This is a genomic window from Tsuneonella sediminis (assembly GCF_051912845.1).
In the GTDB taxonomy this organism is placed as follows: domain Bacteria; phylum Pseudomonadota; class Alphaproteobacteria; order Sphingomonadales; family Sphingomonadaceae; genus Tsuneonella; species Tsuneonella sediminis.
Genome location: NZ_JBNCBU010000001.1, coordinates 1,348,954 through 1,369,128, shown reverse-complemented (window position 1 = coordinate 1,369,128; position 20,175 = coordinate 1,348,954). Strand labels below are relative to the sequence as shown.

The window sequence follows — 20,175 nt, the reverse complement described above, 5'->3', positions numbered from 1 at the left end:
AGTCGCCGTGTGGCACCCTGCGAAAGGGGGGCGACATGGGCAATCCGATCCGCGACCTTGCACTCGTGAGCGCGCTGCTTTGCACGGCCGCCTGCGACATGACGGTGACCGGTGCGGGCGGCAGCGCAAGCGCCGCGGCGCGCGGTGACGGCAGCGGCAGGGTGCCAGTGACCCCCTATCCCGAGCGGGTCCTGTGGGGCGATACCCACCTTCACACGGACAATTCGATCGACGCTTTCGGCTTCGGCGTGCGGCTGGGTCCCGAGCAGGCGCTGCGCTTCGCGCGTGGCGAAAAAGTAACTTCGACCATCGGCATCCCCGCGCAGCTCGACCGGCCGCTCGACTTCCTCGTCATCGCCGACCATTCCGACGGACTAGGCGCCACGCGCCGCCTTTACGATGCGCCGCGCATGCTGATCCGCGACCCGGTGCTGCGCCGCTGGCACGACATGATGCACGCGGGCCCGCACGAATCGCAGCGGGCGGTCGCCGAACTCATCACCGCCGCCGCCGACGGCACGCTTCCGCCCGGGCTGCGCGATCCCGAGGCCCAGGCCGAGGCCACCGAGGATATCTGGCAGGCGCATCTCGATACGATCGACCGGTTCAACGAGCCGGGCCGATTCACCGCGCTTGCGGGGTTCGAGTACACCCTGATGCCCGACGGCAACAATCTGCACCGCGTGGTGATGTTCCGCGACGGCAGCGACCGGACCAGCCAGGTCCGGCCCTTCCCGGGGCTGGGCGGACAGGTCGACGGCCTCTGGGATTACATGGACGCCTACGAAAGGAAAACGGGCGGCCGGGTCCTCGCGATCCCGCACAACTCCAATCTCTCGAACGGCCTGATGTTCGAACTGACGATGCCGGGCGGCGGGCCGATGACCGCGGCCTATGCGCGCCGCCGCGCGGCGCGCGAGCCGGTGGTCGAAGCGACGCAGATCAAGGGCGACAGCGAGGCGCACCGGTTCCTCAGCCCCAATGACGAATACGCCAGTTTCGGCGTGGCCGGATGGGAACTGGGCAACCTTCCGCTCACCCGCAGGTCGACGCCGGACATGTTCGGCGGAAACTACGTGCGCGAGGCCCTGAAGCGCGGTCTGACGATCGAGGCGCGAACCGGCGCGAACCCCTATCGCTTCGGGTTGATCGGATCGACCGACAGCCACACCGCGCTCGCTACGGGCGATGAAGACAATTTCTTCGGCAAGCACACGGGCAACGAGCCGCAGGCGCGCCGTTCCATCGAGCCCCAGAACCTCGGAACGCGGCAGGGCCGTTTCGGTTGGCACTACCTCGCCGGTGGTTACGCCGGGGTCTGGGCGAAGGCCAACACCCGCGCGGAAATCTTCGACGCGTTCGTCCGCCGGGAAGTCTACGCCACGACCGGCCCTCGGATGACCGTCCGGCTGTTCGGCGGGTTCGACTTCACCCCGGACGATTTCACGAAGCAGGGCTGGGTCGCGCTCGGCTACCGGCGCGGGGTCCCGATGGGCGGGGAACTCGCCGACAGGGGCAAGGCGCCGGTCTTCATGATCGAGGCACTAAAGGATCCCCGCGGCGCGAACCTAGACCGGGTCCAGGTGGTCAAGGGCTGGATCGACGCCGGCGGCCGCGCGCAGGAGAAAGTGTTCGACGTCGCATGGTCCGATCCCGACCGGCGCACGAGGACGGGCGGCAAGGTGCCCGCGGTCGGCGACACGGTGGATCGTGCCCGCGCCACCTACACCAACTCCATCGGTGCCCGGCAATTGCGGACGCTGTGGACGGACCCCGAATACCGTAGCGGACAGAACGCTTTCTACTACGTCCGCGTGCTGGAAATCCCCACCCCGCGGTGGATCCTGTTCGATGCGCTGCGGTACGGCGTCAAGCTGCCGCCCGAAGCGATGAAGGATGCAGTCGCGCAGGAACGTGCCTATTCGTCGCCCATATGGCTGACAGCACAGAACCCGGCACCCGAGGCCTAACCCTCGCCCGGCTCATCCGCGAGCCGCTCGTGCATTTCCTGCTCCTTGGCGCGGCCATCTTCGCGTTCCTCGGATGGCAGGGCGAGCCGGCGGATCCGGAAACCCGGACGATCGTCCTCACCCGCGAGGACCAGGCCCGGCTCGCGGCCAACTTCGCCGAGATAATGGGGCGGCCGCCAAGTGCGGCGGAACTCGATGGCGTCATCGGCGGCTGGGTGCGCGACGAGGTGCTCTATCGCGAGGCGCTGCGGCTCGGACTCGACGATGGCGATGCGGTCATCCGCAAGCGGCTGGCGCAGAAGATGGATGCGATCGCGGCCAGCGCGGCCGACGCCGAAAGCCCGGACGAGGCGACCCTGCGCAAGTGGCTGGCCGACCACCCCGAACGCTTTGCGGTCGACGCCGCGCTGACGTTTGACCAGATCTTCTTCACCTCGCGGAGCCGGGCAACGGTGGGCAAGACGTTACTCGACGGGGGAGCCGACTGGCGCTGGGTCGGAGACCCCGTCTCGCTGCCGCCGCGGTTCGAGCGCGCCGGGCGCGAAGCGATCGCACGCGAATTGGGCGAGGAATTCGCAAGAGCGCTCGACACGCTCGCGCCGTCGAAGTCGTGGCAGGGGCCGATCGAAGGGGCGCTCGGCTGGCATCTCGTTCGCCTGACTGAGCGCACGCCGGGCAAGCTTCCTCCTTTCGAGGCCGTCCGCGGCCGGGTCGAGGACGACTGGCGCACGGCGACCGCGGGCTCGCGCAGGGATGCCGCCTACAAGCTCCTGCGTGACGCCTACACGGTCACGATCGACAAGTGAGCAGACTGCTCGCCGTCGTGCTTGTGCTGCTGGCCGGACTGTCGGCGCCTGCTGCCGCAGACGAACTGCGTCCTGGATACATTGAATACCGTCAGCGCACCGCCGGGGAATGGAGCATGGCCTGGAAGCAGCCGCTCGTTTCGCGCCGCACGCCACGGCTGGCGATGCCGCTGGTCCCTGCCGGATGCCGCGTCACCGATGGGCCGCACGGCCGGACCGGCGCGCTGGCTCTCATCGGAAACGCCCGCCTGACTTGTGAAGGCACGCTGACAGGAAAGCGGATCGGCTATCGCGACGTTCCGGGAGGCGGGGATGTCCTCGTACGGGTCATGCCGCTGGCGGGAGAGCCGCAGAACTACCGCCTCGTCCCGTCGCGCCCGTTCGCGACCGTCGCGGCCGCCCCAGCATCCACGCAGGTCTGGCGCACCTATGGCACGCTGGGGGTGCATCACATTCTCGCCGGATGGGATCACCTGCTCTTCGTCATCGCGCTCGTCCTGCTAGTCCGGCGCGGCTGGGGGGTGGTCAAGGCAGTGACGGCCTTCACGCTCGCCCATTCGCTGACCCTCGCCGGCGTGACCCTGGGCCTCGTGGGCCTCCCGCAGCGACCGGTCGAGGCGCTGATCGCGCTGTCGATCGTGCTGGTTGCACGCGAACTGCTGCGCCCGCCCGAGCCGGCCACTCTCGCCCGGCGCTTCCCCTGGCTCGTCGCCTTCGTTTTCGGGCTCATCCACGGTTTCGGATTCGCCGGGGCCCTTGCCGAGATCGGCCTGCCCGAAGGCGAGGTGCCGGCCGCGCTTCTCGCCTTCAACCTGGGGGTGGAAGCGGGACAGCTCGCGGTCGTGGGCAGCGTGATCCTGGTGCTCGCCGCGGCGCGCAGGATCGCGCCGGGAAGTCTGGGCCCCGGTATCCGGCTGGCAGCATACGCAACCGGGGCCACCGCCTCATACTGGCTGGTCGCGCGGCTCGTCGCTTAAACGCCCCCGTTATCTTGCCATTCAACCCTTCGGCCCTACATTCGGTGGCGAGGAAAGGACGCTTCACCCGATGAACGACGACAACGATCCCCGCGAGCCCGGCCCGGGCGGCAACCCCTGGGTGAAGAGCCTGATGGTGTGGGGCGGCATCTTCCTTGCCCTGCTGCTCGTCGTTTCGATGTTCGGACAGGCCGGTCAGGCCCCCGGGTCGACGATCCGGTATTCCGAATTCCGCGAGCGCGTGGCCGCGGGCAGCGTGAAGGACGTTTCGATCGCGCCAAACGCGATCACCGGCACGATGAAGAACGGAGATACCTTCGCCACTACCCCTGTCGCGGGCGACACCAGCCTGCCCAAGCTGCTCGACGACAACGGCGTGTCCTATTCGGGCAAGGAAGCCGACCAGCCGAACGTCTTTCTCTACCTTCTGATCCAGTCGCTGCCGTTCATCCTAATCCTCGGCATCGCCTTCTTCGCGCTGCGGCAGGTCCAGAAAGGCGGGGGCGCTGGCGGCGCGATGGGCTTCGGCAAGTCGAAGGCCAAGATGCTGACCGAGAAACAGGGCCGCGTGACGTTCGCGGACGTGGCCGGGATCGACGAGGCGCGTGAGGAGCTCGAGGAGATCGTGGAGTTCCTGCGCGATCCGCAGCGCTTCTCCAAGCTCGGCGGCCAGATTCCCAAGGGCGCGCTGCTGGTCGGCTCGCCCGGCACCGGCAAGACGCTGCTCGCCCGTGCGATCGCGGGCGAGGCGGGCGTACCGTTCTTCACCATTTCGGGCTCCGACTTCGTCGAGATGTTCGTTGGCGTCGGTGCAAGCCGCGTGCGCGACATGTTCGAACAGGCCAAGAAGAACGCGCCCTGCATCGTCTTCATCGACGAGATTGACGCAGTCGGCCGCCATCGCGGCCACGGTCTCGGCAACTCCAACGACGAACGCGAACAGACGCTCAACCAGCTTCTCGTCGAGATGGACGGGTTCGAGGCTAATGAAGGGATCATCATCATCGCGGCGACCAACCGCCCCGACGTGCTCGACCCGGCGCTGCTGCGCCCGGGCCGCTTCGACCGCCAGGTCGTCGTCCCCGTGCCCGACATCGAGGGGCGCGAAAAGATCCTCGCCGTCCACATGAAGAAGGTGCCGCTCGCGCCCGACGTCAACGCCCGCACGATCGCCCGCGGCACCCCGGGCTTTTCAGGCGCGGACCTCGCCAACCTCGTCAACGAGGCAGCGCTGCTGGCAGCGCGCCGCAACAAGCGCCTCGTCGCAATGCAGGAGTTCGAGGACGCGAAGGACAAGGTCATGATGGGCAGCGAGCGCCGCTCGATGGTCATGACCGACGACGAAAAGAAGATGACCGCCTACCACGAGGCGGGCCACGCGCTCGTCTCGCTCAACGAACCGGCGTCCGACCCGATTCACAAGGCGACGATCATCCCGCGCGGCCGGGCGCTGGGCATGGTGATGCGCCTGCCCGAGCGCGACAACTACTCGTACCACCGCGACAAGATGCACGCCGATCTTGCGGTCAGCATGGGTGGCCGGGTGGCGGAGGAGATCATCTTTGGCCACGACAAGGTGTCGTCGGGCGCCTCGAGCGATATCCAGTACGCGACGAGGCTCGCACGCAACATGGTCACCAAGTGGGGCATGAGCGACAAGCTGGGGCCCCTGCAGTACGAGGAAAGCCAGGAAGGCTACCTCGGCATGGGGCAGACCGCGCGCACGATGGGCTCCGCCGAAACCAACAAGCTGATCGATTCCGAGATCCGGGAACTGGTCGACGGGGCGCACAAGCGCGCGACCGAGATCCTCAAGGCGCAGGAGGACAAGCTTCACCTGCTCGCGCAGGCCATGCTCGAATACGAGACGCTGACCGGCGACGAGATCAAGGCGCTGCTCGAGACGGGGAAGATCGACCGACCCGACGAGCCTGCCGCGCCCGCGGCAAAGCCGGTCCGCGGTTCGGCCATCCCGAAGGCGGGTCGCCGCTTCGGTGGCGAGGCCCCTGCCGCGTCCTGACCGCTAACGCCTGATCCCGAGCTGGCGGGCGGCCGCATCGAATTCCGCCTTGCGCGACGGGTTGGCCGCGATCGCCTCGGCCAACGCGGCCGCGGCGGCGGCATCCTGACCGAGCGTCTTGCGGCTGCGCAACAGCATCATCCACCCATCGACGTTCGACGGGTCGTTCGCCAGCCGCGCCTCGAGGCGGGCAACCATCCCTTCGGCCATCGCGCGCTGCTCGCCTGGCGGAATGCTTCCCGCCGCGGCCAGCTGCTCCTGCGTCGGCCCCGGTATCGCGTCGAATGCCGGATGCGCAGGTGCAGGCGCGGGGCGCTTTGCGGTCAGTTGCGCGATTCGCGAGGAAACCTCGATGCCGTTGATCTTGCCGACCTGTTCGATCGTGCGTGTGAGATCGGCTTCCCACGGCGCGCCAGGCGGGGTGTCGGCAAGCAAGGCAAGCCAATCGTCGATCGCGCCGCGATGATCGCCCGACAGGTCCTTGTCGACGGCGAGGAAGTAGCGCGCGCGCGGGTCCTTGGGGTCGAGCGCGATGGCCTTGGCGAACGCCTCCCGAGCGCTTTCCGGCATCGGATCGCGCTCGCTGGCCATCACCAGCGCTTCGCCCCTGCTCGACCACAACGCGGCGTTGTCCGGATCGGCGTCTGAAGCGTGGGCATAGGCCGATGCCGCATCGGCAAAGCGGCCTGCGTCGAACAAGGCGATGCCCAGCCTTTGCCACGCCCCCGCATCGCCGGGATTTTCCCGCGCGGTCTGCTCGAGCAGGTCGAGCGGATCGTCAGCCGATTGCGCGGAATCGGGTACGTCGGCGTTATCGCTAAGCCGGTACCCGATCGCTGCCGCGGCAAGCACCAGCGCCCCCGCCGCGATCACGCCGCCCTTGCCGATTGCCGCCATTCGCCGTCCCCCCTGCCTCGCCTTCGCCTAGCAAGCCGGCCGCTTTCCCGCAAACGCGACTGGATTAACGCGGCATCACGGGTATGATGCGTCGGGCCGGGGGGTGGCATGTCAGGAACCGACACGGGGATTGTGGATGTTGCGATCGTGGGGTCGGGCCCCGCGGGCTTGAGCGCTGCGGCCCATGCAGCCACCAAGGGCATGAGCCACGTCCTCCTCGAAAAGACCGACCACCTTTCCGATACCATCTTCAAGTACCAGAAGGGCAAGCACGTCATGGCGACGCCCGCTCACCTGGTGCTGCGGGCCGATCTCGATTTCGATGCCGGCAAGCGCGAGGCGATCCTCGAGACCTGGGATCGCCAGATCGCCGAGCGCAAGGTCGAGGTCATGCTCGACGCAGACGTAACCGCGATCGAGGGCGAGGCGGGGAACTTCACCCTGACGCTCAAGCGCGGGGCGACCGTCCGCGCAAAGGCGGTCGTGCTGGCGATCGGAACGCAGGGCAATCCCAACCTTCTCCGACTTCCCGGAGCGGACCTGCCGCACGTCCAGTACCAGCTGGATGATCCCACCGAATACATCGACGAACACATCACCGTGATCGGTTCGGGCGATGCAGGGATCGAGAACGCGCTCGGGCTCGCGGCCGATGCGGCGCAGGGCAACGTGGTGACAATCCTCAATCGCGGCACCGATTTCGCCCGCGCGAAAGGCGCCAACGTCAAGCTGCTGATGGAGGCCGAAAGCGAGGGGCGCATTTTCGTCCGGCGCGAGACCAGCCCGGCCGAAGTGAAGCCAGGCGAACTGGTGCTCGAGACCCGCGACGGGCAGGAGACCATCCGCTGCGACCGCATCATCGCGCGCACCGGTTCGAAACCGCCGCGCGCATTCGTCGAGGGCGCTGGTGTGGGCTTCACGAGCGAGGAGCGCGAATCGTTCCCCGCGCTTTCGCCCGCATTCGAATCGACGAAGCCCGGGATCTACGTGATCGGCGCGCTCGCCGGATATCCGCTCATCAAGCACTGCATGAACCAGGGCTACGACGTGATCGAGTTCCTCGCCGGAAACACCGATCTCAAGCCGGCGGACGAACCGATCCTCGAGGAAAAGTTCGCCCCGCTCCCCGGCAACCGCTCGGTCGACGAGTGGCTCGCGCTGTTCGGCCGCAACGTGGAGATCCTGCGCGAGCTCTCGGTGCTCCAGCTGCGCGAGCTGATGATCGATTCGCGGGCACATTTCTACCGCAAGGGCGAGGTGATCTTCGAGCGCAACGCGCCGGGGTCATCGATGTTCGCCATCGCCCAGGGCTCGGTGCTGGTCGAGGTCAATCCGGCCGATCCCTCGATCACGGTGCCCATCGGCGAGGGTTCGATCTTCGGCGAGGTGGGCCTGATTTCGGGACGCCGCCGCGGCGCGACGATCCGCGCGGCCGAGGATACGGTGGCGCTCGAGTTCTCGCGGACCGCCGCGCTCAAGCTGATCGCCACCACGCCGAGCGCGGCGCGGGCGGTCAACCGCATCTCGATCGAACGCCAGCTCCTGCAGATGTTCGGTTCGGGGCTGACGCCCGACGACCTTGCCGAGATTACCGCCGCCGCCGTGGTCGAGGACAAGCGCGCCGGCGAAGTCATCATCAAGGAAGGCGACGACGACAAGGACGTGTTCGTGATCCGGCGCGGTTCGATGATCGTGGAAAAGGACATCGGCGGCCATCCGGTGTTCCTGAGCTACCTGCCCGCCGGGTCCTACTTCGGCGAGATGGCGGTAATCGACGGCTCGAAGCGGACTGCCACCGTCAAGGCGGCGATCAAGAGCCAGGTCGTCCGCTTTCCCGGCGAGGCCTTCGTCAAGCTGCTCGACCGCAAGCCCAAGCTGCGCGAGAAGGCGCTCGCCGACATGGCCGGGCGCCGCGAGGTCAACGCCTTCATCGAAAGCCGCAAGGACAGTTTCGGCGACGCGGCCGACTACTATTCGCAGACCGCCAAGTTCCTCGTCGACCAGGGAATCGGCGAAGCGACCGACGTGCTGCTGATCGACGAGACGCTGTGCGTCGGGTGCGACAATTGCGAAAAGGCCTGCGCTGACAGCCACGATGGATTGTCGCGCCTCGACCGCGAAGCGGGCAAGACTTACGCTCACCTGCACGTTCCCACATCGTGCCGCCACTGCGAGCATCCGCACTGCATGGCCGATTGCCCGCCCAACGCGATCAAGCGCGGGCCCGATGGCGAGGTCTTCATCGACGAGACCTGCATCGGCTGCGGAAACTGCCAGCGGAACTGCCCCTATGGCGTGATCAGGATGGACGCAAAGCCGCCCAAGAAACCGGGCCTGCTGTCGTGGATGTTGCTCGGCCTGGGGCCGGGGCCGGGCGAGGCGAGCTATGCCTGGCGCAAGAAGAAGGCCGAGGCGTCGGGCAAGGAAACGCCCAAAGTCGCGATCAAGTGCGACATGTGCCTGGGGATCGAGGGCGGTCCGGCCTGCGTGCGCGCCTGCCCCACCGGCGCTGCGATTCGCGTCGGTCCTGAAAAGTTTCTCGCGGTCAGCCAGTCGGAGCGCGGCGGCTGATGGCGACGCTGGCGGGCGATACAGGGCGCGAGCAGCGACCCACCGACCACGAGGGTTTTCTCGTCCACAAGCGGTTCCGCTGGCTCAAGATCGCGCTCGCGCTCTCGATCGTGTCCGGCATCGGCTATGCCTTCGCCGACGTCTCTCCGCGACCCAACGGCGGCACCTGGTACGGATATACGCTCGGCACGCTCGGCGTCGTGCTGATCCTGTGGCTGTCGCTGCTCGGGATTCGCAAGCGGGCCATGACCGAAGGGCGGTGGTCGCTCAAGGCCTGGACCTCGGCCCACGTCTACCTGGGACTGTCGCTCGTGGTCATCGGGACCCTGCACACCGGGTTCCAGCTCGGCTGGAACGTCCATACGCTTGCCTGGGCGCTGATGATGCTGGTGATCGTGTCGGGGATCTACGGCGTGATCGTCTACGCGACCCTGCCCGAAAAGCTCTCCACCAACCGCGGCGACATGTCGAAGAAGGAGATGATCGAGGCGCTGGGTGCGATCGATCGCCAGCTTGAAAGCGCCGCCCAGCCGTTGCCGCGGGAGGAGAGCGACCTCGTGATCGCCGCGCTCGAGCAGGACGTGTTCCAGGCAGGCGTGATCGCCCGACTTTCGGGCCGCTATCCCGGGTGCAGGACCGAGCGCGCCCGCGCCGCCTTCGCTGCGAACCGTAGCCGCGACGAGCACGAGGAGCGGGTATTCGGCTTGCTTCAGCGCCGCGCCGCCCAGCTTGGACAGATCCGTCGGCAGATGCGGTTGCGGGCCCTGCTCGACATCTGGCTCTACGTTCACGTTCCCGCGACGGTCGCGTTGCTCGGCGCGCTCACCGCGCACGTGATCAGCGTGTTCTACTACTGGTAGCGGCGGCGTGAGTTTCCGTATCCGCCAGATCCAGACTACCGCCACCGGGCGCGAGATCGTTCGCGAGCGCGTGGTCGAGGGTGCTCGGCTGACCATCGGACGGGCAGCACAGAACGATGTCGCCATACCCGACCTCGCGGTCGAGCAACATCACGTGATCGTCAGCCAGGGCGAGGGGCGGTCGCTCGCGTTCGAGGCTGCGGGCACGCTCGGCTTCACGCTCGACGGGCGCACGCGCACCAGCGAGACGGTGCGGGGCGGGGGTGCCGAATTGATCCTCGGCGCGTTCCGGGTCGATTTCGCGGCCGGGCCCGAAGACGAGATCGAAGTCACGGTCCGGCGGCACGAGGAGCGCGAAAGCGGTGCGGGAGTGGGCACGCATGGCTTCCGCCTGACGAATACCTGGCTGCCCGCCAAACGGCCGGTGGCCTGGGCCCTGCTGGCCGCGATCTTCGTCGCCTTCCTCGCAGTGCCCATCTGGACCAATCTCGGACGGGAGCCGGTCAAGCCCGACTACCGAGTACGCGGACAGACGGTCATGGACGCGAGCTGGTCGACCGGGAAACTGAGCCTCGCGCACCACGGACTCGAGGACAATTGCGAGGCGTGCCACGTCCAGCCTTTCGTGGCCGTGCGCGACAGCGCTTGCCTGACCTGCCACGAAACGATCGGCGACCATTCCGCCAAGCCGCGCCTGTCACTGGCACGCGGTCCGCTGGACTGGGGCGACCAGGTGCAGCGCGACATCGCCGACGTGTTTCACAAGCCCGGCGCCGGCGCCTGCACCGATTGTCACACCGAACACGAGGGCGAAGGCCGCATGGAGCCGCCTGCGCAGAAGTTCTGCGCCGATTGCCACGGCGCAATGGACAAGCGGCTCAGGACCCCGCTCGGCAATGCATCCGACTTCGGCAAGGCGCACCCCCAGTTCCGTGTCGCGGTCCTCACCGGTCAGGGCGACAAGACGCCCAGGCGGGTTTCGCTCGATGCCGATCCACGGGAATTCAACGGCATCAAGTTCCCCCACGAGCTTCACCTCGCTTCCTCGGGCGGGGTCGCCCAGATGGCCCGGCGACTGGGTGCCGGGAAAGGCTACGGCGCTCCGCTCGATTGCGCCGACTGTCACCAGCCCACCGCGGACGGCGTGCGGTTCCAGCCCGTCGACATGGAGACCAACTGCGGATCGTGCCACAGCCTCGTCTACGACCGCGTAGGGGGTACCTTCCGCACGCTGCGGCATGGGGACATCCGCCAGATGCGCGCCGATCTTGCCGCCGCTGATCGCGTGCCACGCCGGCCGATCGCAAGCGGTCGCAAGCGGCCCGGCGCCTATTCGCCGGGCGGCCTCTATTACGGCAACTTCGCGCCGCCGCAGCGCGCCTCGGTTCCGCTCGCCTCGCGCATGCTGTCGACGCGGGGCGTGTGCACGGAGTGCCACTTCCCGAGCGGCGACGGGGTCATGCCCGTCGTCCAGCCAAAGCGCTACATCGAACACGGCTGGTTCGATCACGAGCCTCACAAGAGAGAAAAGTGCACGACATGCCATGCTGCGCCGACATCAGGGTCGGCAACCGACGTCCTGCTTCCGGGTATCGAGACCTGCCGCACCTGTCACCTCGGCGAAAGCGCGGCCAAGCCGAAGATCCCGTCGACCTGCGCGATGTGCCACAGCTACCATCCCAGGGGCACGGCGGCGCCCGCACGGGTCGGCAAGGACGCCGCGGCGCGGAAAACCCAGACGTGAAATTGCATGATCGCCGCGCGGCGCGAAACAGGGGATGCGCGGGAAGGGGGCCGCGATGCTGATAGCGCAGATGACCGATATCCACATCGGGTTCGATCCGGACGAGGAGCCGGAGGAACTGAACCTGCGCCGCTTCCGCGCGACGCTCGCGCGGCTGCTCGGCGGTCCGAACCGGCCCGACCTGCTGGTCCTGTCCGGTGACATCACCGACAAGGGCGATATCGAGAGCTTCGAGGACGCCGCGGCGCTGCTCGCCGGCTGTCCGTTCCCGGTATGGCCCATGGTGGGCAACCACGATACCCGCGAGGCGCTGCTCCATGCCTTCCCGCAGATTGGCAGCGACGGCGGCTTCATCCACTATGCGCTCGATGCTCAGGGATTGCGGATACTTCTTCTCGATACGCTTGAGCCGGGGCGCCACGGCGGCGCGTTCTGCGAACAGCGTGCGGACTGGCTATCGGCGCAGCTGCTCGCCCACCCCGACACCCCCACGCTGATCTTCATGCACCACCCGCCGGTGGTCAGCGGAATCGACTGGATGGATCCCGCGCCTGATGAGAACTGGATCGCGCGGTTCCGCGGCGCGATCGATGGCCATCGCCAGATTCAGGGCATACATTGCGGGCACCTGCACCGTCCCCTTCACACGACCATTTCCGGGATTCCGCTCAACGTGACGGGTTCGGTCGCGCCGCTGGTGGCGATGGACCTTCGCCGGGTGGATGCCGATCATCCGGACGGACGCGACCTCATCACCACCGAACCGCCAAGCTACGCGCTTCACCGCTGGGACGGAAAGAAAGTGGTCAGTCACTACGAGCAGGTGAGCGGGTGGCATGCGCTCGCGCACTTCACCGACAAGTTGCAGCCGATGATCCACGAGATGTTCGGCGAGCGGGAGTAGCCGCCGGAGCCTTCACTCGCCGCTGACGAGCGGCCCCCTGCCGGCGACCCACCGCGTCATGTCGGGCGTGTCGGACACCTTCCAGGGCACGCCCTTGCTGGTGAGGAACAGCTTTTCCATTTCCGTGCGATTGAACGGGCGCGAGCCCAGCCGGCCGAACACCGCGATCTGCCCGCCCGTCTCGTCCACCGCGCGGTCGCGGTCGAGGCCTTTCGACATGGAAATGGCCGGCCACGGCGTCTTCGCCCAGGCGATCAATTCGGGCACGGGGGCCGGACTGAACCCGTAGAAGTTGGGTTGGCTGTCGGGGCTCGTCAGTTGCAGCACCTTCATGCCGTTGCGCCCATCCGCGACATAGGCGAACAGCGAGGCGTTGGTCGATGCGACGACGACATCCTCGACGTCGTTCATCCGGCCACCGAAGGTTTCCCTGCGGTAGATCGCAGGTGCGCGGGGATTCTCGATGTCGACGATCACGAGGCCCTCGCCCTTCGCCGCGACGTAGGCATAGGTCCGCGCCAGGTAGACCCTGCGTGCGTCTGCCAGCGGGACCGTTCCGGACGGCACCGCGACCGGGTTGCGCAGGTCGGTCACGTCGAAAAGTTTCATTCCCTCGCGGTCGGTGACCCAGAGATAGCGGAACTGGATGGCGCTTGCCCGCGCGTCATCGAGAGGGACGACCGATGAGAGACGGGGCGCGAGGGGATTGCTGAGGTCCACCGTGACCAGGCCCTGGGTCGCGGCGATGTAGGCCACTTCTCCGGCCAGCACGATGTGCCGCGCGCCGTCGAGCACCCCTTCGGGGTTCCATGTCACCGTACGCTTCAGCTTGTTATTGCGAAATTCGCCGTCGGCCATCGTATCAACGTTGACGAGAATCAGGCCTTCTTCGGCGTCGGTCACCGCGGCATAGTGATAGATCGGAAGGAACGGCTGTTCCTGGTTGATTTCGCGCATCTCGGGCGTCGAACGAGTGGGGGCGATCGGCTGGTTGGTCGGCAAGGCCATGCACGTCGCGTTTCTGGTCGACACGTGGGTGTCGTGGCCCAACGCCGAGAACGGCGCGGTGACGATCCGTTCCGAGAATCCCTTGTTGGCGATCGACGCGACGTCGTAGACCCGGAAACCGCCCTTGCCCTCGGCCACGAACATGTATTCGCCGCGCACCTGCAGGCAGCCTACGCGGTCGCGCGTGCCCTCGACCACGTTGGCGAAGCGTTCGTATGCCTTGGTCTCGCCCGACAGGTCGCCGTCGAAAGTCTTGCCCCGGGTCCAGTCCTTGAGCTCGCGCCCGTGCTCTTCCACGAACTGCGCATAGTAATCGGGGTACGCGTACTTGTGCAGGTAGCTGCCGAGCACGGCCTGCGGCTCGTCCCACTCGGTCACACGCACGGCCTCGAACCCGCCCTCGAGGCCGGTCCAGGCGTTGAGGCCAACGAAGTTCACGTAGTTAGTGCCCAGCAGCAGGAGCTGGGCCATGATAGCGTTGTTGTCGTCCTTTTCCGACAGGTGGCAGTCCGAGCAGGTCTTGGTCTCGGTCGTGCGTACGGTGTGCGGAAAGTGCGGAGCGAACGCCTGGCTTGAGAAGCCGATCGAGCTGATGGGCGGCTGCTGTACGTATATCCGTTCGCGGTTGATGTTGGTCGAGCTCAGGATCAGGGCGCTCGAAGAGCGGACCGGGGCGGTCTGGTTGCCCTTGGTGGTCATGTGCTTGCCGAGCTGGAACATCTCGTCGCGCGCGACCTGCGGGTTGTAGGTCGCGAAATTGCGCGTGGTCTCGCCATCGAAGTGGTGGTCCGTGGACTTCCAGTTCGCCTCGATCGGCAAGTGGCAGCCGCCGCAGCTCGTCGTCCAAGAAAGATGGCAGGTGAAACATGCCATCTCGTTTTCCTTGTGCGCGCGCTTGTCGGGCGCGATGCCCGGCCCGAACGAAAACAGGCCGTCCTCTGCCCCGCTTTCGCTCATCAGCTTGGCACGCGCCGACTTCGCGTTGAACCGGGGGCTTGCGGGATCGACGGTGTCCTTCACCAGGCTCACCCGCCATTCGAGGTCGGGATCGATGATCGAACGCTGGATCAGCTGCTGGCGACCCGCGCTGTCGAACGTCCATTCGAACCGGCGCTGGCCATCCGGGTTGCGCAACAGGGCAAGGTTGTTGCCCTTGGGCGGTGCGGCGGGTCCGCTGGTGAGGAGATTGGGATAGGCGTCGGCGGTGCCGTGGCAGTCCTTGCAGCCGATCTCGATCGCGTTGGCGACCTCTCCGTAGATCAGGCCATTGCCGTGGCTGTCCTGCGCGAAGTGGCAATCGGCGCACTGCATTCCCTTTTCGGCATGGATGTCGACCAGGTGTACCGTCTTGCCCGGATTGATGCCGACGGGGACAAACTTGCCTTCGCCCTCCCGGCGCCACTTTTCGGGATCGTCGGGTGGAAGGATGTTGCCGTCCTTGTCGAGCAGGTTGCCCTTGCGGTCGCGCTTGAACACGCCGCGGAAATTCCACCCGTGACCGTGGTAATCGGCGAACTGAGTGTCCTTGAGGTTGGGGTTGAGGTCGTAGACGTTGCGCAGGAAGTCGATATCGGCCCACTTGCCCTTGGGCGCCGCGCCTTCGGGATTGCGCTCGTTGACCTTCCGCACTTCCTCGGCGGTCGGATATTTTTGCTGTTCCGGCCACATCGCCGGCGCATCGGATTCGTAGTCCCACATGGTGTAGCCGAGGAACGAGTTCAGGAAGATGTTCGGCTGGTGCATGTGGCAGTTCATGCACTGCGCGGTCGGGATCGATCGCGTGAATACATGCTGGAGCGGGTGACCCTTTTCGCGAACGGGCTCGCCCGTCTTCCCGTCGCCGTGGGCATCCCCGTAGCCGGCCTTGAGAGCGCCATGGCCCTTGCCGTGGGTGTCGTGCGCATCGCCTTGCTCGAGCTTGTCGGCGATCGTCGGATCGACGGTTATGGTTTGCCCGTCCCGGCCGAACTGGGCGTATGTCAGCGAATGGCGGGGTTCGCGGTCGTTGGCGTAGATGACGTGGCAACTCGCGCAGCCGGAGTGGCGATAGTCTCCCGGCTGGTCGTTGGTGCCCATGAACCACGTGAACGGATCGTTGAGCCGGGTCTTGTGGATGTTGAGAACGGGGATAGCGACGCGCAGGCCGGTGCCGGGGCCGCGGTTCGACTGCTTGAGGTCCGGCCGGCCCGGCTCGTCGAGCCGCTGGATCTGCCCGGTGGGGTTGGGAAGGCCGATCTCGGGGAAGATCGGATTGATCGTCCGACCGCCCCGCTCGAACACCCGGAACACGTCCGCGGGCGGGACGACGTGCCACGTGGGCAGCGGGTAGAGCGCCGCGAGCGCGCCGCGATCCTTCTGCTTGTCGGTGATGGTGCCGGGCGGATCGCCCGCGCTGACCACCTTGGCCGGCTTGCCGTCGCGGGTGAAGGCTTCGCCAAAGATGTAGTTCTTATAAGGGACGATGCCGTTGTTGTACGAGGCGCCGCCCCACAGCATCGCGCCGGTCGCCATCAGCGACCGCTCGGCGGCCTCGATCACCGGCATGTGGCACGCGCCGCACGCCTCGCGCGCGACCCTGTAGTCGCTCGGGTTGACGAACCGGACGAATTCCGGGGCCTCCCGGTTGAGGAGCGCATAAGTGCGCTTCGGATTGGCCGAAGAGGGGTAATGCCAGCTTTCGGGATACTTCGGCAGCACGTGCGCCGCGTCGCGTGCGGCAACGTACTCCGGGGTGTCGCGGGCAAGCTCGGGATTGCCGACGATCTCCGCGTCGCCGCCGTGGCAATCGGTGCAGCCCAGCCGAACCGCAGGCGAGAGGTGCATCGTCGGCGCGTCGCTGGCGACGTGGCAACTCGTGCAGCCGTCGCTCTTGGCGGCCATCTCGGCGATGGTCTGCGTCAGCGGGGCAGCGGGATAGACAGGGTAGACGCGCTTGACCGGCTTTTCCCCCTCGGCCGCGCGCGAGGTCGACCAGCCGATCCCGCAGACGAGAACCAGTAGCGCGAACAGGGCAAGGAAACGGTCGGCCCGCATCAGTAGCTCAATACCACGTTGGCAAGGACCGAGTAGTAGTTACGGTTGCCGTTCGAATTGTCGAACAGGTCGCGGAAACCCGCCCCCGGAACCAGGGCGGCAGCCGACAACCGGGCGACCGCGTTCTGGTTGGCCCATGGCCGCCAGATCGCCGAGGCCGAGAGATCCCACCCGATTTCCCGGGGTATCGACCCTTCGTTGCGCAGGGCCTGCAGGCTGCTCGTGTTCTCGAACCACAGATGGTTTGCGTTCGCCGAGACCCGCAGCGTCGGGGTAAGGTCGAAGTCGGCGCCGACGCCGACCATCATCGTGCCGGGGTTGTTGAAATTGGACTGGCCCTCTTCCTTTGACGAGCGCAGCGAGTTGAGAATCCCGTTCCGGCCGTTGACTGATACCGCGCGGCTGCCCCCGGCGAACGGGATCGTCTGGCGAATCCAGTAGCTGGTGTCCGCGCCGGCGAAGACCGGGTTCTCGAATACCGCGTCGAAACCGCCCTCGCGGTTGTCGTGCGGATCCTTGTCGCCGCTGGCCCACAGCCCGGACAGCCGGAAGCGCATCCAGTCGCGATCATAGCTGAGCTCGGCCGCGCCGAAGAACGCCCGGATGACTGCAGTCTTGTCGGTAAAGAAGTTGAACCGGTCCTGCCCGAAGGCGCCATAGGTGCTCGCGGTGAGATTGATCCGACCGATCCGGCCATCGGCGTTGTAGCCGACATAAACGACATCGTAGTTGCGCGGGCGGATGTTGCCGAGGAGGGCCGGACGCACCGGGAACCCGTTCTTGTCCGACGTGAACTCGTCCCCTTCGCGGTTCATGTTGTAGGCGACAGTCACCTGGCTGGTCAGAGCGGGGATGAGGAAGTCCTGACGATAGACGTTGGCGACGAAAAGCCAGTCGTCGCGCGGCCGCGTGGTCAGGTCATTGAGGCCCGAATTGGTGTCCTTCGATATGCGCCAGAAAGCGGCAAGGTTATACTGGAACCGGTTGTTGTCGCGGTTGCCGAACAGCCTGATGCCCAGGTTCTGGTCGTTGAACAGGAAACCGCGGAAGTCGGCCTGGAACGGCTGGATGCCGACGCGGATCGAATCGAAGTCGTACCGGTCCGACGTGTTGCGGATGTGGTAGTCGATGAAGGCTTCCTGCACGCCGACGAAGTGGTCGAACCGGTGGCTGGGCGCCGAGGGCTCGACCAGCAGCACCCGGCGCTCGGGCACGTCGACGTAGTTGAGGTTCACCGCCACCGCGAGGCGATACTCGATGTCGGGCGGCTTGAAGGCCGTCGAGCCCTTCGTCAGCGCCGCGCCGGCGATGAACGTCTGCGACAGCACGTAGCTCGCATCCTTCCCGAACACGTCGAGGCTGCCCGGCCGCTCGGTCGTCTGCAGGCCCACGGGGATCGGGAAGGTCCGGGGTTCGATCACGGTGTCGCTGATCAGGCTTGCGGTGAAGAACCAATCGTGCCCCTCGATCAGTGGCCACTTGTCGGGATCGAGCGGCCGGTCTCCCTTGAGGGTGTTCTGGTGGTAGGGATCGAACCAGCGTTCCTTGACCACGCCCAGCGTTTCGATCAGCCGCCAGCGATCGGGGATGGGGATCTGGTCGGTCGGGAAGGCTTCGGGCGGCGGTGCGCGCACCGCTCCCGGATTGTCCTGCGTCAGGCGATCTGGCAGCGGGGCGTCATAGCCCGGCCGCCGCCGGCCATCGATCGATTCGTTGTCGACGGGCGGCGGATCCTCGGCTCCGGAAAGAGGCGATGGCCGCGTGTCGTTCTGCGGCTCAGCCGGGGGCGAATCGGCTTCGACAGCGGGCGATTGGCCCTCTGTCTGCAAGGACAGGGCCAGTGCGGACAACAGTGTCAGCGCGGCAGCCATAGGAATTTTGCCCCTTCCCACTCGGAAAAGTGAGGAAAATCTGCCACAATTGCAATTGAGAACTTGCGGAATCTCGCTGGAGGCAGAGAATGTCTCCGCTTCGATGGAGGGACGCGCACCAGCCGCGGGGAGATACGTCGATGCCCAGGATTGGGAAATTCACTGTAGGTGCAGGGGCTTCGGCCGCCGTGCTCCTTGCCGTGGTCACCTTCGCGGGCGCGCCCAACCGGGCCGCAGACCATCTCGATCCGCCCACCCGCACCGATCCTTCGGTCGATTCGACTCCCGATCTGGCGGCCGATATCGCCGACGTATTCGCGTGGCATGGTCCGGGAACGGTGCGCCTGGCGATGACGTTCGGCGGCCCGAACAACCCGAACGCACCCGCGTTCTACGACCGCGACGTGCTCTACAAGCTCTTCATCTCGACCGCGCCGCCGGACGACACCCCTGAAATCACCATCCGCGTGCAGTTCGGCCAGGGCACCCGTCCGAACGAGCACGGCGTGCGGTTCCAGGGGGTTCCCGGCGTGACCGGCACGATCGAAGGGCCGGTCGAGACGGTGCTCGAAAAGGACGGGGTCCGCGCGCGTGCGGGGCTGCACGACGATCCATTCTTCTTCGATTCGCGAGGCCTGCGCGAATCGCGGACCACCGGCCAGATCCGTTTCAACAACACGCGCGATTTCTTCGCCGCGCAGAACGACACGGCCTTCATTCTCGAGGTTCCGCGCGACCGGTTCGCCGGCGGCAACGGGACGATCAAGGTCTGGGGCACGACTCAGCGGTTCGGAGGGCAGCTGTGATGCGCGCCGCCGCTTCGGCCATCGTGCTCGTCGCCGCACTGGCCCTCTCGGCCTGCGGGGGCGGGGGATCGCCCACGGCAACTGCGACACCGACTCCCGCGGCCACCGCGACAGGGGGCAGCGGTAGCCAGACCACCTTCAGTTACGATGTCGAGCCGTGTTTCACCCAGATCGTACCCAATACCGGTGGGCGCACCGTGCGCGAGATCATCGTGCCCGACGCGCTGACCTTCGACCTCTCGCGCCCGGCGGATTTTCCCAACGGCCGCGATCTGGACGACCAGACGGTCGACATCACCATCGCTTTCCTGTTTCTCGACCTGACCGAAAGCGGGCAGAGCCTCCGCACGTTCGCCAACCTGCCGCTCAATCCGCCCGCGAGCGACCGGGCGCCGATCAGTACATTCCCCTATCTCGCTCCTCCGCAGGGCAACCCGCCGATCGCGGCGACGACCGGGACCAGCTTCAATTTCCGCAACGATCCCGAATCGGCCTATGTCTCGGTCGACCGGATGGGAATGCCCGCGATCGCCCCGGCCATCATCGGGGGACCGATGCGAATCGCCTACAACGACGCCCCGCAGACGGCGGACCTGCAAGGAACCTTCCGCGCCGAGCTGTCGGCGCAGCTTACCAATCTGATGAACGCGATCGGCGACGACCTGACGAACATCGGCCTCGAGATCTGCGCGCGGCGGATTTGACGCT

Annotated in this window: 13 protein-coding genes; 10 read left to right on the top strand and 3 right to left on the bottom strand. The window is 66.6% G+C overall.

The features are described from left to right. Nucleotides 1–35: 35 nt before the first annotated feature. The 4 genes from ACPV3N_RS06975 to ftsH all read left to right on the top strand — a co-directional run bounded on the left by ACPV3N_RS06975 (nt 36) and on the right by ftsH (nt 5,773). The gene (locus tag ACPV3N_RS06975; RefSeq protein WP_440116050.1) at nt 36–1,970 is read left to right on the top strand and encodes a DUF3604 domain-containing protein; all 1,935 of its coding nucleotides are present in this window, start codon (nt 36–38) and stop codon (nt 1,968–1,970) included. Next, nucleotides 1,934–2,776 carry a peptidylprolyl isomerase gene (locus tag ACPV3N_RS06970; protein WP_440116048.1) on the top strand — a complete coding sequence of 281 codons (843 nt, stop codon included), beginning with the start codon at nt 1,934–1,936 and terminating at the stop codon, nt 2,774–2,776. Before ACPV3N_RS06975 ends, ACPV3N_RS06970 begins: the two co-directional genes overlap by 37 nt. Further along, complete coding sequence (locus tag ACPV3N_RS06965) at nt 2,773–3,753, top strand: HupE/UreJ family protein (protein ID WP_440116046.1); 981 nt, start codon at nt 2,773–2,775, stop codon at nt 3,751–3,753. The genes ACPV3N_RS06970 and ACPV3N_RS06965 overlap by 4 nt, the downstream gene beginning before the upstream one ends. A 70-nt stretch (nt 3,754–3,823) precedes the next feature. Further along, nucleotides 3,824–5,773: an ATP-dependent zinc metalloprotease FtsH gene (gene ftsH, locus ACPV3N_RS06960; RefSeq protein ID WP_440116044.1), complete on the top strand. Its 1,950-nt coding sequence runs from the start codon at nt 3,824–3,826 to the stop codon at nt 5,771–5,773. 3 nt (nt 5,774–5,776) lie between these two features. Here the strand turns inward: ftsH and ACPV3N_RS06955 are convergent, their stop codons facing one another. Beyond that, the gene (locus tag ACPV3N_RS06955; protein WP_440116042.1) at nt 5,777–6,670 is read right to left on the bottom strand and encodes a tetratricopeptide repeat protein; all 894 of its coding nucleotides are present in this window, start codon (nt 6,668–6,670) and stop codon (nt 5,777–5,779) included. 108 nt (nt 6,671–6,778) lie between these two features. Here ACPV3N_RS06955 and ACPV3N_RS06950 point away from each other — a divergent pair, with 108 nt between their 5' ends. From ACPV3N_RS06950 to ACPV3N_RS06935, 4 genes are read left to right on the top strand one after another with little or no spacing between them, the layout of a single operon-like run. Further along, on the top strand, nt 6,779–9,241 hold the full coding sequence (locus ACPV3N_RS06950; protein WP_440116040.1) for a cyclic nucleotide-binding domain-containing protein: 2,463 nt from the start codon (nt 6,779–6,781) through the stop codon (nt 9,239–9,241). Further along, the gene (locus ACPV3N_RS06945) at nt 9,241–10,101 is read left to right on the top strand and encodes a hypothetical protein (RefSeq protein ID WP_440116038.1); all 861 of its coding nucleotides are present in this window, start codon (nt 9,241–9,243) and stop codon (nt 10,099–10,101) included. The genes ACPV3N_RS06950 and ACPV3N_RS06945 overlap by 1 nt, the downstream gene beginning before the upstream one ends. Nucleotides 10,102–10,108: 7 nt before the next feature. Then, entirely contained in the window at nt 10,109–11,845 is a 1,737-nt protein-coding gene (locus ACPV3N_RS06940) for a cytochrome c3 family protein (RefSeq protein WP_440116036.1), read from the top strand. Nucleotides 11,846–11,879: 34 nt separating this feature from the next. Continuing rightward, nucleotides 11,880–12,749, top strand: a complete 870-nt coding sequence (locus ACPV3N_RS06935; RefSeq protein ID WP_440116034.1) for a phosphodiesterase — start codon at nt 11,880–11,882, stop codon at nt 12,747–12,749. A 12-nt stretch (nt 12,750–12,761) separates the two neighbouring features. On the opposite strand, the gene ACPV3N_RS06930 is transcribed toward ACPV3N_RS06935, so the two are convergent. Beyond that, nucleotides 12,762–16,790 (bottom strand): LVIVD repeat-containing protein, encoded by a 4,029-nt coding sequence (locus ACPV3N_RS06930; protein WP_440116032.1) that lies wholly within the window; start codon nt 16,788–16,790, stop codon nt 12,762–12,764. Continuing rightward, a complete protein-coding gene (locus tag ACPV3N_RS06925) occupies nt 16,790–18,661 on the bottom strand; it encodes a hypothetical protein (protein ID WP_440116030.1) in 1,872 nt (623 codons plus the stop codon). The genes ACPV3N_RS06930 and ACPV3N_RS06925 overlap by 1 nt, the downstream gene beginning before the upstream one ends. A gap of 140 nt (nt 18,662–18,801) precedes the next feature. Between ACPV3N_RS06925 and ACPV3N_RS06920 the strand changes: the two genes are divergently transcribed. Beyond that, a complete protein-coding gene (locus ACPV3N_RS06920; RefSeq protein WP_440116028.1) occupies nt 18,802–19,467 on the top strand; it encodes a hypothetical protein in 666 nt (221 codons plus the stop codon). Beyond that, entirely contained in the window at nt 19,467–20,171 is a 705-nt protein-coding gene (locus ACPV3N_RS06915; RefSeq protein WP_440116026.1) for a DUF4331 family protein, read from the top strand. Before ACPV3N_RS06920 ends, ACPV3N_RS06915 begins: the two co-directional genes overlap by 1 nt. Nucleotides 20,172–20,175: the final 4 nt, after the last annotated feature.